The sequence below is a fragment of the uncultured Methanobrevibacter sp. genome (assembly GCF_900314615.1).
Classification (GTDB): Archaea; Methanobacteriota; Methanobacteria; order Methanobacteriales; family Methanobacteriaceae; genus Methanocatella.
The window spans coordinates 84,929-102,786 of record NZ_OMWA01000004.1; the positions used below are offsets into that span (position 1 = coordinate 84,929).

Here is a 17,858-nt window from a genome sequence, read left to right on the forward strand (position 1 = left end):
GTGAGGAAAATGGCTGAATTTAATACTATTGATGATTTTGATGTAGAAGACAAGACAGTTCTCGTTAGGGTTGATATAAACTCCCCGGTTGATCCGGGTTCCGGAATTATTTTGGACGATACCAGATTAAAATTGCATGCAAGAACAATTAAGGAATTGTCCAACAAAGGCGCTAAAGTAGTTATTCTTGCTCATCAAAGCCGTCCGGGTAAAAAGGATTTCACAACTTTATCTCAACATGCAGATGCACTGTCTGATATATTAAATTTAAGAGTAAAATATGTTGATTCTTTATTTTCAAGCTTAGCTAAAGAGGCTATCCGTAGTTTAAAATCCCATGACATATTACTGCTTGAAAATGCACGTTTCTTTTCAGAAGAATCACTATCCCGAACTCCTAAGGAACAATCTGAAACTTTGCTTGTAAGGCAGCTGTCTCCATTGATTGATATTTTTATAAACGATGCTTTTGCGGCAGCTCACAGGTCACAGGCATCACTGGTAGGTTTTACAGTAAACACTCCTTCCGCTGCAGGTCGTGTAATGGAAGAGGAACTGACTGTAATTCAGTCTGCTCTTGATAATGTGGAACATCCTTGTGTATTCCTTCTTGGTGGAATGAAACCTGATGATTCAATTGACGTTATGGAGAATGTTTTAAGCAACGGCACTGCAGATTCAATTCTAACAACAGGTATTGTCGGAAACATTGTTCTATGGGCTGCAGGTGTTGACATAGGTCAGGTCAACAGGGATTTCATTGCAAGTAGAGGATATGAAGACATGGTTGAAAAATCAAAAGATCTCATTGAAAGATTCGGTGATAAAGTTAAATATCCTATTGATGTTGCCTGCGAAATAGACGGCGAGAGAGTAGACATTGATTTTGAGGAAATTCCTAATGAGGCTATTTTCGATATAGGTGTTAAAACCATCAATTACTATGCTAAAGAAATCAGGGATGCCAAATATATCTTCGCAAACGGTCCTGCAGGAGTGTTTGAAGATCCTAAATTCGCTATGGGAACAGAAGATTTAATCAATGCAATGGCTAACTCCAAAGGATTTACACTTATTGGTGGAGGTCATATTGCAGCTGCTACATCAGGTCTTGGTCTTGAAGATCAGATGAGTCACCTGAGCAGTGGTGGCGGAGCATGTATCAGCATGCTTGCAGGTAAAGAGCTTGCAGCTGTGGAAGCTTTAAAAAATAGTAAAAAATAATTAATTTTTTTACTTAACTTTTTTTTAAAAATAGAAATTAGCTATTGAAAATTTCCAATAGCTCTTCGGATGATTTTTTAGGATTGTCAGAACTCATTATTGCACTTACCACAGACAGTCCTGCAATTCCTGTATCATTCAGTTCATGTGCATTTTCAAGAGTTATTCCTCCGATTGCAACAACCGGAATGTCAATTGATTCAACAATTTCTTTCAGGTCATCTTTGGTGATTTTTGGAGCATCATCTTTGGTCTGTGTTGGAAATACTGCTCCTGTTCCGATATAATCGGCACCATCCTTTTCAGCTTTTCTGGCCTCTTCGATTGTAGCTGCTGAAACTCCCAGTATTTTGTCTTCTCCGATAAGTTTTCTTGTAACGTCACATGGCATATCGGACTGGCCTACATGAACTCCGTCAGCATCAATGGCCAGTGCAACATCTACTCGGTCATTGATTATTAGGGGAACATTGTATTTTGTAGTTATATCCTTAACTTTCAGTGCTAAATTATAGAAATCTAAAGTTTCTGCTGTTTTTTCTCTAATCTGAACTACTGTTGTTCCGCCTTTTATTGCTTCTTCAATTGTATTTAAAAATCTTTCTACATCGTCACTGTTGTCAGTAACGAGATATAGTGATAAATCTAGACTGTTCATAATATCTTTATGTTTGATTCATTGATTAAGCTTTCAGATGTGGTTTTGTAAAGATAATCAATCAGGTATGCTCTAAATGAGCCTGTTCCTTCATCATTTTTTTCTACTTTTGCTCTTGCCTTTTCACCGGCAATGTTCATTGCCAGTATTGCAACAAGACTTCCTTCAAGAGGTGTTGAAGCGCCAATGCAGCTTCCGACTATTGAAGATAACATACATCCGCTTCCGGTAATTTGAGGCATCATGTCGTCCCCGTTATCTATTGCGATTGTGGTTTCACCGTCGCTTAGAATGTCAATAGGGCCGCTTGCAAGGATTGTTGCTTTCAGTTTATTTGCAAGTTCAGCTATGATTTTTCCGTTATCTGCCAGATTTTCATCGGTAATTATGTCATCGATATTAACATCAACGCCTTTTGCGGTATTGTTTTCATCAATAACTCCTGTCAGTTTTGCTATTGCTTTAATTTCACTGATGTTTCCACGTATTGCTGTCATCTGATAGTTATTGATTAAATCTAATGTTGTCCTGTTTCTAAGTTCGGTCACTCCAACTCCTACGGGGTCAAGAATTATTGGAGTGTCTGTCTTGTTTGCAGTTTCAGCGCTTATTTTCATTGCTTCAACCTGGTCTTTACTTAATTTTCCGATATTAAGTACCAATGCATCCGCAATTGTCACAACTTCTTCCATTTCTTCTGCATCTTCTGCCATGAATGGTGATCCGCCTATTGCAAGAACTGCATTTGCGCAGTCGTTGATGGTCACGGAATTTGTTATGCAGTGGGTTAGAGGATTTTTCTGTCTTACCTGTGTCAATGTTTCATCAATTTTGTCTAGAAGTTCATTTTTATAATCTATCATGATTATTAATTATAAATTTTTTATTATTTATATTTTAATGAATTTTCATTAATTTATAGTAAAGTATTTAAATAACTTTTGATATATTTTATAGTGTTATATAATATTAACAAAAAGCCTCGGTGGCTCAGTCTGGTAGAGCGCGAGACTTGTAATCTCGTGGTCGCGGGTTCAATTCCCGTCCGGGGCTTTTATTTTATATTCATCTTAATGATTTTTCAAAATATTTTGGAAATATCGTAACATTTATATACTAGTGAATATAAACTATTATTAGTATGTTATCTGCATACTCTAATGTATGTGGGTCCGTAGGGTAGCTTGGTCGATCCTTTGGGCTTTGGGAGCCTGAGACTCCGGTTCAAATCCGGGCGGACCCATTTACCCGCCTTAGCTCAATTTGGCAGAGCGTTGGACTGTAGATCCAAATGTTGCTGGTTCAAGTCCGGCAGGCGGGATTCTCAATTATTTTATTTGAATCATATGTGTTTTTTTGGAAAATTTTGTAATTTTCCGTAACCTTTATATATGATGAAAATCATAGTAATTGATAGTGTATAATTTATAGTGTGCCTTGGTGGTGTAGGGGCTATCATGTGGGCCTGTCGAGCCCGCGACTCGGGTTCAAATCCCGGCCAAGGCGCTCCATAATAATATATCGCATAGGCCTGTAGCTCAGTCTGGCAGAGCGCTTGGCTTTTAACCAAGCGGCCGCGGGTTCAATTCCCGTCAGGCCTGTTTCTAATTTTATATTTTAACTAAGATGAAATTTCTGAAGAATTTAGTGACGTAGATTATGATTTTAAAGACCTTCCTAAAATAAAGGCTAATGATCCTGTTGTTGAAGCTATTGGTGCTCAACCTGGTAATGTTTTAAGAATTACTCGTGAAAGCCAAACTGCAGGTGAATTTATTACTTATAGGATTGTAGAAAGGTAATTTTACATTTTAATATAATTTTAGAGAGTGAATTTAATATATTTTGATTTCTGTATTTTTTTGTTTTTAGAAATTCATTATATTTGAACTTAGTTTGAGAGGAATTATCTTAAATTGGAGATAGTTATGAGTAAATTAAGAATAATGATTAAATGAATTGGTGTTAGGTTATTCCTAATGTATTAGTTATTTTTATTTATTTATTATTTTTATTGCGTTTCGTAATGCTGGAGGATGTCCATGACAGAGAATAACTGGAAATTAGTTGATGCATTTTTTGATAAGTATGATTTGGTTGATCACCACATAAAATCATACAACGATTTTGTAAACAATAGGATTCAAAATATTATAGATATTACTGAACCTATTACTCTAGATGATGGAAAATACACTTTAAAAACTGGTAAAGTACGTATTGAAAAACCATCAAACAAAGAGGCAGACGGGTCCAGTAGTGAAATTGATCCTACTGAAGCAAGACTTAGAAACTTAAACTATTCAGCGGACATGTATCTTGAAATGGCATTGAATGAAGAAGGGGAAGAAAATCCTTTGGAAGAAGTATATATTGGTGAACTGCCAGTAATGCTCAAATCCGACATTTGCCATCTTAATGGACTTACTGCTGAAGAATTGATTGAAAAACATGAAGACCCTCAAGATTTAGGAGGTTACTTTATTGTAAACGGTTCCGAAAGAGCTGTAGTTACAATGGAAGAAATCGCTCCGAACAAAATTATTCTTGAACGTTTAGGAGAAGTTGAAGAAAGACATGCAAAAGCAGTCGTTACTTCCATCAAAAGTGGTTTCAGAGCAAGAATTACTTTGGAATACAAAAAACCTCGTAAGAATGGTGTATTTTTAAGAATTTCTTTCCCATATCTTCCTGGTGAAATTCCACTTGTTATCCTGTTAAGAGCACTTGGTTTAGCAACAGATCAAGAAATCATTACTAAAATCTCTAACGATAACAACTTCCAGATGATGATTGCGGATGATATTCAGGTTTCTCTTGAAGCATTGAAATTAGACCAGAATGAAATGGATGGAATGACTCTTGAAGAAAGAAGACAATATCTGCAGGATGCTGCTATCAAATACATTGGTAACAGAGTAGCTAAAAACATGCCTAAAGATTACCGTATTAAACGTGCAAAAGATGTCGTAAACCGTTACTTATTACCTCACATGGGTACTGAAGAAGACAAATGTTACGACAAAGCTATTTATTTAGCTGAAATGACTGAAATGTTACTTGAAGTTATTGAACAGCAAAGAGAACCTCACGATAAGGACCACTATACTAACAAAAGACTCAGAGTTTCTGGTGACTTGATGGAAGATTTATTCAGAGTAGCTTTCACTAACTTGACCAGGGATATGAGTTATCAGCTTGAAAGAAGTCTTTCTCGTGGTAAAGAACTTTCAATCAAGCAGGCTGTCCGTAGTGATGTCTTAACTGAAAACATCAAGCACGCTATCGCTACCGGAAATTGGGTAGGTGGAAGAGCTGGTGTAAGTCAGTTATTGGATAGGACCAGTTACATGGGTACTCTTTCTCACTTAAGACGTGTTGTATCTCCTCTAACAAGAAGTCAACCTCACTTCGAAGCAAGAGATTTGCACCCAACTCAGTTCGGTAAAATCTGTCCTAACGAAACTCCGGAAGGACCTAACTGTGGTTTGGTAAAAAACCTTGCGTTAATGTGTAATATTTCTGAAGGTTCACAAGATGATGAAATTATTAATGTAATTAAAGAAATGGATGTTGATTTAATTTAAGGAGGTGGAATGTTGTCTAAAAAAATTAATGCTAAGTTAAAAAGAGCTTTTTATTATTTTGGTTGCGAAGAGGTAGTTCCATACAATGAAGTAAAAAATCAGTTCGAAAAGGTACAGGCCCTTCCTAACGATGATGAAGAAGTAGCTGCTAGAGTAAATGAGCATATTGAAACAATTGAAAATTATTTTGACACTCCTGAAATGAAAGAGGATGAAACTCGCACTCCTTTTGCTAAAGGAGAACCTAGAGCAAGCTGGGATTCTTATAAAGATGATTTCGCTGAAGTTTTAGAAGAAGACGGTGGGGTTGAACCTGCTGGCGATGATGCTGAAGGTGCCGAAGTCAAACCTGCTGCTGATGAAGATGGTGGAGTGGAACCTGCTGATGATGATGAAGTTGATGGTGGAATTGCACCTGCTGGTGATGAAGATGATGAAGTTGATGGTGGAATTGCTCCTACTGGTGACAATGATGAAGATGATGTTCAAGTTGATATTGAACCTCCAGTGCAAACCGTTCCAACTAAAATCTATATCAACGGTGAACTTTTAGGATCCTGTAAAAATCCTGCTGAATTCACTCAGGAAATGAGAGAAAAAAGAAGAAACGGTGAAATCTCTCATGAGATGAACATTACCTACTATGAAGACAATAATGAGATTTATATATTCAATGACCCTGGTAGGGCTAGAAGACCTTTAATCATTGTTAAAGACGGTCAGCCTCTTTTAAAAGAAGACCACTTAAACAAAATTGCTAACGGAAAACTTAAATGGGATGATTTAATCAACAACGGTCTTATCGAATACCTTGATGCTGAAGAGGAAGAAAATTCCTACATTGCAATGACTTTGGCTGAACTGAATGAAGACCACACTCACCTGGAAATCGACCCTGCAACTATGCTCGGTATATGTGCAGGTATTATTCCATTCTCTGATCACAACTCCTCTCCAAGGAACACTATGGAAGCGGGTATGACAAAACAGGCTTTAGGTTTATATGTATCAAACTATGCCTTACGTACTGATACAAGGGCTCACCTATTGCACCACCCTCAAACTCCAATCGTAAAAACACGTATTATCGATTCAACTAATTATGACTTAAGACCATCAGGTCAGAACTTTGTTGTAGCTTTAATGTCCTACGAAGGATATAACATGGAAGACGCAATGGTTATCAACAAAGGAGCACTCGAAAGAGGTCTTGCAAGATCTTCATTCTTCAGAGCTTACGACACTTCAGAAAAAAGATACGCTGGAGGTCAAGTGGACAAATTTGAAGTTCCGGACAAAAACATTAAAGGATACAGATCTGAAGAAGCATACAGAAACCTTGATGAAGACGGTGTAGTAAACCCTGAATCTGAAGTTTCCTCCGGTGACGTATTAATCGGTAAAACATCTCCTCCAAGATTCCTTGAAGAAGATTTCGGTAGTGTTGCAGACAGAAGAAGGGAAACATCTGTAACTGTAAGACACGGTGAAAAAGGTATTGTGGATGCAGTGCTTTTATCCGAAACCGTTGAAGGTTCAAGATTAGCTAAAATCAGAGTAAGAGATACAAGACAACCTGAATTTGGTGATAAATTCGCATCAAGACACGGTCAGAAAGGGGTTGTCGGTTTAATATTATCTCCGGAAGACATTCCATTTACAGAATTCGGTGTTGTTCCTGATTTAATCGTAAACCCTCACGCTATTCCATCCAGGATGTCTATCGGACAGGTACTGGAAATGGTAGCAGGTAAAGTAGGATGTCTTGAAGGTGAAAGAGTTGACGCAACTCCGTTCAACCAGGCACTTGAAGGCGAAATCAAACAGCAGCTTATCAACCACGGATTCGAATCCGCAGGATGTGAATCCCTATACAGCGGTGTAACCGGTGAAAGACTTGATGCTGAAATATTTGTAGGAGTGGCATACTATCAGAAATTACACCACATGACTACAGATAAAGTATACGCTCGTTCCAGAGGTCCTGTACAAGTACTTACACGTCAGCCTACTGAAGGTAGAGCACGTGAAGGTGGTTTAAGATTTGGAGAAATGGAAAGAGACTGTCTTATTGCACACGGTGCAGCTTTAACATTAAAAGAAAGACTCCTTGATGAGTCCGACAAATACGAAGCAATCGTTTGTGAAAACTGTGGAATGTTAGCTGTATATGACAGAAACAAGAATAAGAAATACTGTCCAATCTGTGGAGATGTAGAAACTTATCCTGTTGAAATTTCATACGCATTTAAATTATTATTAGACGAACTCAAGAGTTTATGTATTTTCCCTAAATTAGTTTTAGGAGACAAAGCATAATTAGATTTAAAGGAGCCAATACATGTCACAACATTATATTAAAAAAATTGAACAAATTAACTTTGGTTTAATGTCTCCTGAGGATATTCGTAAAATGTCTGTTGTTACAGTAGAATATCCTGACACTTATGGGGATGATGGTTTTCCTATTGACAAAGGTTTAATGGATCCTCGTTTAGGTATTATCGATCCTAGTTTAGTATGTAGGACCTGTGGTTTTAAAGGTGGGGATTGTCAAGGTCACTTCGGTAGTATTGAACTTGCAAGACCTGTTATTCACGTTGGTTTTGGTGATGTAATTCACAAAATCTTACGTTCAACCTGTAACGACTGCGGACGTGTTCTTTTAAACGATGAACAGATTGAGTACTACACTGAAAAAATCGATGAGGCTATGGCTAACAAAGATAGCATTACCGGCATCCTTAAAGATGTTTACAAAGATGCTAAAAGGGAATTAAAAACCATGCCTGAAGATGAAGATGAGGAAATTGACCTTAAATATTGCTGTCCTCACTGTGGTGCACCTCAGGAAGCTATTATTTTAGATAAACCTGTAACCATCCGTCAGGGAGATTACAAATTAACCCCTTCAGAAGTAAGGGAAAGACTTGAAAAAATCTCAGACGAGGATGCATATGTTTTAGGTGTAAACGCAAAAGTAGCAAGACCAGAATGGTTAGTTTTAACCGTACTTCCTGTTCCACCTGTAACTGTAAGACCTTCAATCACTCTCGATACCGGTGAAAGGTCAGAAGACGACTTGACTCACAAGTTAGTTGATATTTTAAGAATCAATCAGCGTCTTCTTGAGAACATGGAAGCTGGAGCTCCACAACTGATTGTTGAAGATTTATGGGAGCTGTTGCAGTATCACGTTACCACTTACTTTGATAACGAAGCATCTGGTGTTCCTCCTGCAAGACACAGATCCGGAAGACCTCTTAAAACATTAACCCAAAGGTTAAAAGGAAAAGAAGGTAGGTTCAGATCCAACCTTTCAGGTAAACGTGTAAACTTCTCAGCACGTACAGTTATCTCACCTGACCCTAACATCAGTATCAACGAGGTCGGTGTACCTGAAATGATTGCAAAAGAAGTTACCGTACCTGTTCACGTCAACGACTGGAACATCGATGAAATCAGAACCTACATTGAAAACGGTCCTGATATACATCCTGGTGCAAACTATGTAATCTCCAATGACGGTAAAACCAAAAGAAGGGTCACTGAAGAAACCAAGGAATTTATCCTGGAACAACTTCAGCCTGGTTTCATTGTTGAAAGACACTTGAAAGATGGAGATATGGTTTTATTCAATCGTCAGCCTTCACTTCACAGAATGAGTATGATGGCTCACGAAGTAAGAGTACTGCCTTACAAAACATTCAGATTAAACTTATGTGTATGTCCTCCATACAACGCAGATTTCGACGGGGACGAAATGAACATGCACGTTTTCCAGACTGACGAATCACGTGCAGAAGCAAAATCCCTCATGCGTGTACAGGAACACATTCTCTCTCCAAGGTTCGGTGGACCTATTATCGGTGCTATTCACGACCACATTTCAGGAGCTTATCTGTTAACCCGTGACGGTGTGGAATTCACAGAAGAACAGGCTTTACAGATTGTACGTAAATCTCACCTGCCTATCCCACCGCTCAAATCAAACCAGTGGGTACTTAAATATGACCCTGAATTTGGTGAAGAAACCTACATATTCAAGGACAAAGGAGAAAACTGGACAGGTAAAGAATTATTCTCATTATTACTTCCTAATGACTTGAACTTATCCTACAGTGCAGAAATTGCTAAAGGTAAAAACCTGATTTCTGTTGAAATCAAAGATGAAGAAACCGATGAGGTAATCGAAACCAGATTAGGTCACGAAGGAATTTATCCTGCAACTGACGGTTACGTTGTAATCAAAAACGGTATCCTTGAACAGGGTTCAATCGATGAATCAGCATACGGTTCATTTTCAGGAAAAATCCTGGATAAAATCGTTAAGGAATACGGTCCTGGAAGAGCTAAAGAGTTCTTAGACAGATCCACTGACTTAGCTATTTGCGGAATCATGAAAACCGGTATTACCACCAGTTTAAATGACGAAGAAATTCCACAGGAAGCTCAAGACCGTATTAACGAGCACTTGAATAAGAAGATGGAAGAAGTAGATATGCTTGTTCAGTCTTATGAAGAAGGATACCTTCAGGCTTTACCTGGTAGAAGTCTTGAAGAAACCTTAGAGATGAAAATCATGCAGGTTCTAGGGGAAGCAAGGGATATGTCCGGTTCCATTGCTGAAAATTACCTTACCATGGGTAAACAAAACGATGAAGACCCTTATGACCATGTGATGGCTGTTGAAAACCACTCTGTAGTAATGGCAAAAACAGGTGCAAGGGCATCTATGCTGAACCTTACTCAGATTACTGCTTGTGTAGGACAACAGGCGGTTAGGGGTGGACGTATCGAAAGAGGTTACCTTAACAGAACTTTACCTCACTTCAAGAAAGGTGAGTTAGGGGCTAAAGCGAAAGGATTTGTACACTCAAGTTACAAATCAGGTCTTGACCCAATTGAGTTCTTCTTCCACGCAATGGGTGGAAGAGAAGGTCTTGTAGATACAGCGATCCGTACAGCGCAATCCGGTTATATGCAGAGAAGACTTGTAAATGCGCTTCAGGACTTGCAAGTTAAACCGTCCGGACTTGTAACCGATAACCAAGGAAACGTTATCCAGACCATGTTCGGTGAAGACGGTGTTGACCCTGCAAAATCTGACTTCGGTAAACCGGCAGACTTGAACAAACTTATTGACGAAATAAGAATGGAAGGTAAGTAGGTGTAACTATGGAAGATGTAATAAATAAAGTAATTGACACAATTGTTCAGCTTAATGAAGAGGAAAACCTTGATATATCTTTCCCAGATAGTTATATCGAAGATTTAGCAAAAGCAGTCGTTAAAAATGATTTAACTGATGATGAGTTAACCAAACTTATTCGTAAGCTTAAAGCGGCCTATGACCGAGCTCACGTTGAAGCTGGCGAGGCTGTTGGAACAGTAGCTGCACAATCTGTTGGTGAACCTGGTACTCAGATGACTATGCGTACTTTTCACTATGCAGGGGTAACTGAGTTAAACGTAACTTTAGGTCTTCCGAGACTTATTGAGATTGTTGACGCTAGAAAAGATATTGCTACTCCAACAATGGATATTTACTTTGATGAGGAAAGACGTAACGACGAAGAGTTTGTAAAAACTTTAGCTAACCAGATTGGTAAAAGTACAGTCAACGATATCCTTTCCGATTTCAATTTAAATTATGCTAAAATGGAAGTTGAAGCAGTTTTAGATGATAAAAAAATAAGAGAAAAAAGACTTGATAAAGACGAAATTGATGCAATTATTACTAAGGCTTTCAAAAAAGCCGTAATTAATAACAATCATGTAGTAATACCATCCAGTAAATCAGAAAAATCTGATTCCAAATTTGAAATACGTGAACTCCGTCTTTTAGCGGATAAAGTTCGTGATTTGCAGATCAGTGGTATAAAAGGAATCGGTAAAGTTATTATTCGTAAGGATGATGTTGAATGGATTATTCACACAGAAGGATCCAACCTTAAGGAAATCCTTGATATGGACGGTATTGATCATGTAAGAACCACAACCAACAACATCCACGAGATCGGTGAAGTTTTAGGTATTGAAGCTGCTCGTCAGTCTATCATTAACGAAGCTCAAAATACCTTATCAGAACAGGGTCTTAGTGTTGATGTAAGACACATCATGCTTGTTGCAGATATCATGACAGCTGAAGGTGTTGTAAAATCCATCGGTAGACATGGTATCAGTGGTGAAAAATCAAGTGTATTAGCTCGTGCAGCTTTTGAAGAAACTGGTAAACATTTACTTAACGCAAGTATTCGCGGAGAAGTGGATGATTTAACAGGTATCATCGAAAATATTATTATTGGACAACCAATACCTCTTGGTACCGGATCAGTCGGTGTCAAAATGGATAAATAAATTAAAGGAGGCTAGATGATGGACGTAGATAGAGGAATCAGAGTAGCTGTAGATACTGGTGATGTAATCTTAGGCTCTGAAAAATCAATTCAATCTTTAAAATTAGGAAAAGGTCAACTCGTAGTAGTTGCTGCTAACGCTCCTAAAGACATTATTGAAGATGTTGAATATTATGCAAATCTTTCCGAAATTCCATCCTTAGTATACGATGGAACTAGTGTAGATTTGGGTTCTGTTTGTGGTAAACCTTTCACTGTTGCTACATTAATCGTAAACGATCCAGGAGATTCTACAATATTAGACGATTTGAGGTAGATTTAAGTGTCTATTAAATTTAGTGCAAATGAAATTAGATACATAGCTCTTTTCGAAAATATGACTGGAGCAATGGTTAAGGATTGCATTATCGATGATGAACATGGAAAAGTTACATTTGTTGTGAAGAACGGTGATATGGGACTTGCTATCGGTAAAAAAGGAAGTTCTGTTTCTAAAGTTCAAAGAGCAGTTGATAAGGGTGTAGAAATCATCGAACTTGATGATGACCCTATACAATTTATCAAAAATGTTTTATCCCCTGCAAAGTTACAAAGCGTTAAGATTAGTCAAAAACAGTCTGGTGAAAAAGTAGCTATTGTAACAGCAGACAATACCAACAAACGTATTGCTATCGGTAAAAACGGAATTAATATTGAAAGAGCTAAACTATTAGCAGATAGACAACATAATATTGACAATATTATTTTAAAATAGCTTTAACGCTATTTTATTTACTTATTTTTTTTATTTTTTTTACTTGCATTTTTTAATTATTTCTTATTTCAGTTATTTTTCCCAATACCTTTTATTTAGTAGTTATATTTTTTAAATTCAATTTAGGTATGATTTATATTTGATTTAAGCATTAATTTTAAGGTCTTTTTATACTTAATTCAATCAATATAATATTTGGAGGGATTAATTGAGTGTAAAAAATAAAAAGTCCAAAAGGATTTTCTACTTTGATGCATTGCGTGCATTGGCGATTATAACTGTAATAATGTTTCATGTTTATCTTAGAATAGGTAAAGGTGCAAGTGTAGGCTGGGGCATGCCTCCTTCACCAGGTTGGATTGCAACTGATCTGCTTGCAACCATTGCAAGATGTGGTGTGGCAATCTTTTTAATGCTGTCAGGAGCTCTTTCTTTAGGCAGAGTCTGGGATATCAAGCCCTTTTTACAAAAGAGACTTCCACGTATTGCGATGCCTTTCGTTTTCTGGACAGTAGTATTGGCAAGCCTTATAGTTTTAGTTTACTATTTCCATCCGTTTTCAATGTTCAATTATTTCCACACATTTGACTTCAATACGATATCAACATTCTTCTATAATGCATTTATGGGAGATACCGTGTGGTTTACTCCGTACTGGTTCTTCTGGATGATTTTAGGTACTTATTTAATCATGCCTGTTTTAAATAAATGGCTTCTTCATGCTGATTTGAAGGAAGCGGAATACTTTCTGGTAATCTGGCTTGTTACATGTCTTTTTTCATACACTATTAATTTTGACTTTCCGGTCAATCTCAAATATTTCACAGGACCGATCGGTCTTGTAGTTTTAGGATATTATCTAAGACATACTGACCGCAAGATATTCAACAATATCTATTATGCAATTGCAATATTTTTAGCATCTGCAATTGCTCTTGTGGGCTTAAGCTACATGTTTTCTACACCATCAGAATTCTATGTCTTTGAAAGATATTCAATACTCTTTGCATTTGAAGTAACCGGAATATTCTGTATATTCAAGAATTTCGGCCAGCTCAACATAAACTGGAAGTTTTTAAGCAATCCGGATTCCATTTTCAGAAAGTCTGTATTTTCAATTGCAAAGTACAGTTATGGAATTTATCTGACTCATCAGTTTGTAATGAACTTCCTGGTCATATTCCTTGTTGGCCATGTAAGGTATACTTTTTTAATTGTGATTTTGGTAATACTGACTCTTGTTATTTCATGGGGCGGTTTAGCTATTCTGAATAGGGTTCCGTATCTTAATCAATGGATTGGGGCGAAATAAATTTTCCCCCAAAAAACATACCTTTATAAAGGTTGAAATATATAATTTATCTTAAGATATCTGTACTGTTTTATAACATGACTATGTGTGCTTTTTGTCATTGTTTTTAATAATTATTTCAAGATATCTTCTTTTAGATAAAGTAATTTTATCTAATTATTTATTATTACTGATTGTATCTTTGAATTTAGATTGTACTATAGTCTATAGTATAAATCGCAGCGGTGGATTCTTAGATATGTATTTTAACAAAAAGATTTAGAGGAAATATTATGCCAGGACTTTTTGCTGCAAAAAAACTTAAAAAGAATAGACAAAATTTTAAGTGGAAAGATGTAGATTACAAAAGAAGAGCTTTAAGATTAGACGTTAAAGCAGATCCTCTTGAAGGAGCTCCTCAAGCTAGAGGTATTGTAATCGAAAAAGTAGGGATAGAAGCAAAACAACCAAACTCTGCTATCCGTAAATGTGTACGTGTTCAATTAATCAAAAATGGTAAACAATTAACCGCTTTCGCACCAGGTGACGGTGCTATCGGTTTTATCGATGAGCACGATGAAGTAATGATTGAAGGAATCGGAGGACCATCCGGAAGATCTATGGGAGATATTCCTGGAGTCCGTTGGAAAGTTTCCAAAGTTAACAATGTAGCTTTATCAGAAATGGTAAGTGGAAAAATAGAAAAACCTGTAAGATAAGGTGGTTATATTTATGAGTAAATTATTCAATAAATGGGATCTCGATGAAGTAAAAGTTGAGGACTTAGGTTTAGTAAAATATATCTGCTTAGATGAAACTTTAGTTCCACATACTTCTGGTAGACACGTAAAAAGACAATTCGCAAAATCTAAAGTATCAATCATTGAAAGATTAATGAATAAAATTATGAGAACCCATCTCAACTCAGGTAAGAAAAACAAAGCTTACAACATAGTTAAAGATGCTTTAGAAATTATCAATAAAAGAACTAAAAAGAATCCTGTTCAAGTTTTAGTTACTGCAGTTGAAAACACTGCACCTCGTGAAGAAACTACCCGTATCAAATACGGTGGTATCGGTTATCAGGTTGCTGTGGACATTTCCCCACAGAGAAGAGTTGACCTTTCATTAGGATTCTTGACCAGAGGTACTTTACAATCTTCATTCAAAAACAGAAAATCTGTTGCTGAATGTTTAGCTGATGAATTAATCCTTGCATCTGAAGAAGATTCAAGAAGTTTCGCTTTACAAAAAGCTGAAGAGAAAGAAAGAGTTGCTAAAGCAGCACACTAATCATATAATGTTTATATCTTAGGTGGTTATTTTGAGTAGAAGAGACAAAATGATTGCAAAAATCAAAGAATTGATGTACGAACCTGAACAAATCAGAAACATTGGTATCTGTGCTCACATCGATCACGGTAAAACCACTTTATCTGATAACCTCCTCGCAGGTGCAGGAATGATTTCCGATGAACTTGCTGGAGATCAAAGATTCTTGGATTTCGACGAACAGGAACAAGCTCGTGGTATTACCATCGATGCAGCTAACGTATCTATGGTACACGACTACAAAGACAGTGAATACTTAATCAACTTAATTGATACTCCTGGTCACGTTGACTTCGGTGGGGACGTAACCCGTGCAATGAGAGCTGTAGACGGTGCAGTAGTTGTTGTTTGTGCTGTAGAAGGTATCATGCCACAGACTGAAACTGTATTCAGACAAGCTTTAAAAGAAAACGTAAAACCAGTTTTATTCATCAACAAAGTTGACAGATTAATCAACGAGTTAAAATTAGAACCTGAAGAGTTACAAAACAGATTCTTAAAAATCTTCATGGAAGCTAACAAATTAATCAGAAACATGGCTCCTGAAGATAAAAAAGAAGAATGGAAACTCGACTTCACTGATGGTAGTGTAGCTTTCGGTTCAGCATACCACAACTGGGCTATCAACGTTCCAACCATGCAGGAAACCGGAATCAACTTTAAAGACATCATTGATTATTGTAATGCTGACAATGAAAAAGAATTAGCTCAAAAAGTACCTTTATCTGATGTATTATTAGGTATGGTAGTAGAACACTTACCTTCTCCTAAAGAAGCTCAGGTTTACAGAGTACCTAACATCTGGGACGGAGACATTGAATCTCCTGCTGGTGAAGGTATGGTTACAACTTCCGCTGACGGACCTTTAGCAGTAATGGTTACCAACGTATCTGTAGATAAACACGCTGGTGAAATCGCTACTGGTAGGGTTTACGGTGGATCAATTGAAAAAGGTACAGAAGTATATCTTGTAGGTTCTCACGGTAAATCCAGAGTACAGCAAGTAGGTGTATACTTCGGTCCTGAAAGAGTTAACACCGACAAAGTACCTGCAGGTAACATTGTATATGTTGCTGGTGCAAAAGGTGCTATCGCTGGTGAAACCTTATGTTCTCCTGAAGACAAAATCAAAGAGTTCGAAGGATTAGAACACATTTCAGAACCTGTAGTTACTGTAGCTGTAGAAGCTAAAAATACCAAAGACTTACCAAAATTAATTGAAGTATTAAGACAGACTGGTAAAGAAGACCCTACCGTTAAAATCGATATTAACGAAGAAACCGGTGAACACTTAGTTTCCGGTATGGGTGAGCTTCACTTGGAAGTTATCGGTTACAGAATCAAAGACAAAGGTGTAGACATCACTACTTCCGAACCTATCGTTGTGTACAGAGAAACCGTAAGAAAACTCTCTCCACAAGTTGAAGGTAAATCCCCTAACAAACATAACAGATTCTACATTACTGTTGAACCTATTGAACCAGAACTCTACAATGCAATCCAAGAAGGAGACATTAAAGAAGGTAGAGTAAAAGGTAAAGAATCTGCAAATGACTTTATGGAAGCAGGATTAGACAAAGAAGAAGCTAGAAGAGTATGGGCTGTTCACAACAGAAGCATATTCCTTAACATGACTCGTGGTATCCAATACTTAGACGAAGTTAAAGAATTATTACTCGAAGGTTTCGAATCCACTTTAGAAAGCGGTCCTTTAGGTGAAGAAATCTCCATGGGATTAAAATTCAAACTCCATGATGCAAAACTTCACGAAGACGCAGTTCACAGAGGACCTGCACAAGTATTGCCTGCTATCAGAAACGCAATCTTAGGTTCCATGATGCTCGCAGAACCTTCCTTACTTGAACCAATGCAAAAAGTAGTTATTGACACTCCTAATGATTACATGGGTGCATGTACTCGTGAAATCCAAAACAGAAGAGGTCAAATCGTAAACATGGGTCAAGAAGGAGATATGGCTAGAATCGAATCTAAAGTTCCTGTAGCTGAAATGTTTGGTTTCGCTGGTGACATCAGATCTGCAGCAGAAGGTAGATGTTTATGGTCTACTGAAATCGCAGGATTTGAACCACTCCCACGTGAGATGCAAAATCAAATCGTAAGAGAAATCAGACAAAGGAAAGGTTTATCTGAAGAACCATTCCCTGCAAGCCACTACTTAGGTGATTTATAAAAATTAAAATTTTTTAATTTTTTTTATATTTTTAAATTTTTACAAAAATATCATGAAAAAAACATATCTTTTTATATGTGGAAATATAAAATACTTTATTAAGCTAACATTTAGGCTTATAGATATGTTTGTTAATTATTACAAAAGAGGTTATTATAATGGCAAAAGAAAAAGAACATCTTAACTTAGCATTTATCGGACACGTTGACCACGGAAAATCCACTTTAGTTGGAAACTTATTAGTAAAAGCTGGTACAATCAATGAACAACAATTAGCTTCCGGAGAAGACAAATTCAGATTTATTATGGATACTACCAAAGAAGAACAAGAAAGAGGAGTAACCATTGACTTAGCTCACCAAAAATTCTCCACTAAAAAATACGACTACACTGTAGTAGACTGCCCAGGACACAGAGACTTCGTTAAAAACATGATCACTGGTGCTTCCCAAGCAGACGCAG

Annotated in this window: 14 protein-coding genes, 5 tRNA genes and 1 pseudogene; 18 read left to right on the forward strand and 2 right to left on the reverse strand. The window is 37.1% G+C overall.

Features of this window, described 5'->3' with window-relative positions; all coding sequences use genetic code 11:
- The first annotated feature begins 9 nt into the window (after positions 1 to 9).
- On the forward strand, positions 10 to 1,224 hold the full coding sequence (locus tag QZN33_RS02115) for a phosphoglycerate kinase (RefSeq protein ID WP_296789076.1): 1,215 nt from the start codon (positions 10 to 12) through the stop codon (positions 1,222 to 1,224).
- Between the two features lie 37 nt (positions 1,225 to 1,261).
- On the opposite strand, the gene thiE is transcribed toward QZN33_RS02115, so the two are convergent.
- A complete protein-coding gene (gene thiE / locus QZN33_RS02120; RefSeq protein ID WP_296789078.1) occupies positions 1,262 to 1,882 on the reverse strand; it encodes a thiamine phosphate synthase in 621 nt (206 codons plus the stop codon).
- On the reverse strand, positions 1,879 to 2,745 hold the full coding sequence (gene thiM / locus QZN33_RS02125; protein ID WP_296789079.1) for a hydroxyethylthiazole kinase: 867 nt from the start codon (positions 2,743 to 2,745) through the stop codon (positions 1,879 to 1,881). Before thiM ends, thiE begins: the two co-directional genes overlap by 4 nt.
- Before the next feature lie 116 nt (positions 2,746 to 2,861).
- Here thiM and QZN33_RS02130 point away from each other — a divergent pair.
- The 17 genes and pseudogenes from QZN33_RS02130 to QZN33_RS02210 all read left to right on the forward strand — a co-directional run.
- Positions 2,862 to 2,935, forward strand: a tRNA-Thr gene (locus QZN33_RS02130).
- A 115-nt stretch (positions 2,936 to 3,050) separates the two neighbouring features.
- Positions 3,051 to 3,125, forward strand: a tRNA-Pro gene (locus QZN33_RS02135).
- A 4-nt stretch (positions 3,126 to 3,129) separates the two neighbouring features.
- A tRNA-Tyr gene (locus QZN33_RS02140) sits at positions 3,130 to 3,203 on the forward strand.
- A gap of 113 nt (positions 3,204 to 3,316) precedes the next feature.
- Positions 3,317 to 3,388: transfer RNA gene (locus QZN33_RS02145), tRNA-Asp, on the forward strand.
- Positions 3,389 to 3,409: 21 nt separating this feature from the next.
- Positions 3,410 to 3,483, forward strand: a tRNA-Lys gene (locus QZN33_RS02150).
- A gap of 27 nt (positions 3,484 to 3,510) precedes the next feature.
- Positions 3,511 to 3,684: pseudogene (locus tag QZN33_RS02155) on the forward strand (DNA-directed RNA polymerase subunit H); the annotation flags it as partial.
- A 240-nt stretch (positions 3,685 to 3,924) separates the two neighbouring features.
- The gene (locus QZN33_RS02160; protein ID WP_296789080.1) at positions 3,925 to 5,469 is read left to right on the forward strand and encodes a DNA-directed RNA polymerase subunit B''; all 1,545 of its coding nucleotides are present in this window, start codon (positions 3,925 to 3,927) and stop codon (positions 5,467 to 5,469) included.
- 9 nt (positions 5,470 to 5,478) lie between these two features.
- Positions 5,479 to 7,788, forward strand: a complete 2,310-nt coding sequence (gene rpoB / locus QZN33_RS02165) for a DNA-directed RNA polymerase subunit B (protein WP_342764131.1) — start codon at positions 5,479 to 5,481, stop codon at positions 7,786 to 7,788.
- A gap of 22 nt (positions 7,789 to 7,810) precedes the next feature.
- Positions 7,811 to 10,639: a DNA-directed RNA polymerase subunit A' gene (locus QZN33_RS02170; protein WP_296789082.1), complete on the forward strand. Its 2,829-nt coding sequence runs from the start codon at positions 7,811 to 7,813 to the stop codon at positions 10,637 to 10,639.
- 8 nt (positions 10,640 to 10,647) lie between these two features.
- Complete coding sequence (gene rpoA2 / locus QZN33_RS02175; protein WP_296789084.1) at positions 10,648 to 11,829, forward strand: DNA-directed RNA polymerase subunit A''; 1,182 nt, start codon at positions 10,648 to 10,650, stop codon at positions 11,827 to 11,829.
- A 15-nt stretch (positions 11,830 to 11,844) separates the two neighbouring features.
- Positions 11,845 to 12,144 carry a 50S ribosomal protein L30e gene (locus QZN33_RS02180; protein WP_296789086.1) on the forward strand — a complete coding sequence of 100 codons (300 nt, stop codon included), beginning with the start codon at positions 11,845 to 11,847 and terminating at the stop codon, positions 12,142 to 12,144.
- A 6-nt stretch (positions 12,145 to 12,150) separates the two neighbouring features.
- Positions 12,151 to 12,582, forward strand: coding sequence for a NusA-like transcription termination signal-binding factor (locus QZN33_RS02185; RefSeq protein WP_296789088.1), 432 nt, complete (start codon positions 12,151 to 12,153; stop codon positions 12,580 to 12,582).
- Between the two features lie 208 nt (positions 12,583 to 12,790).
- The gene (locus QZN33_RS02190) at positions 12,791 to 13,894 is read left to right on the forward strand and encodes an acyltransferase (RefSeq protein WP_296789090.1); all 1,104 of its coding nucleotides are present in this window, start codon (positions 12,791 to 12,793) and stop codon (positions 13,892 to 13,894) included.
- Between the two features lie 272 nt (positions 13,895 to 14,166).
- Positions 14,167 to 14,592, forward strand: a complete 426-nt coding sequence (locus tag QZN33_RS02195; protein WP_067044341.1) for a 30S ribosomal protein S12 — start codon at positions 14,167 to 14,169, stop codon at positions 14,590 to 14,592.
- Between the two features lie 13 nt (positions 14,593 to 14,605).
- The gene (locus tag QZN33_RS02200; RefSeq protein WP_296789091.1) at positions 14,606 to 15,166 is read left to right on the forward strand and encodes a 30S ribosomal protein S7; all 561 of its coding nucleotides are present in this window, start codon (positions 14,606 to 14,608) and stop codon (positions 15,164 to 15,166) included.
- Positions 15,167 to 15,197: 31 nt separating this feature from the next.
- Positions 15,198 to 17,396, forward strand: a complete 2,199-nt coding sequence (locus QZN33_RS02205) for an elongation factor EF-2 (RefSeq protein WP_296789093.1) — start codon at positions 15,198 to 15,200, stop codon at positions 17,394 to 17,396.
- Positions 17,397 to 17,554: 158 nt separating this feature from the next.
- On the forward strand, positions 17,555 to 17,858 hold a 304-nt coding region (locus QZN33_RS02210), incomplete at its 3' end, for a GTP-binding protein (protein ID WP_296789095.1).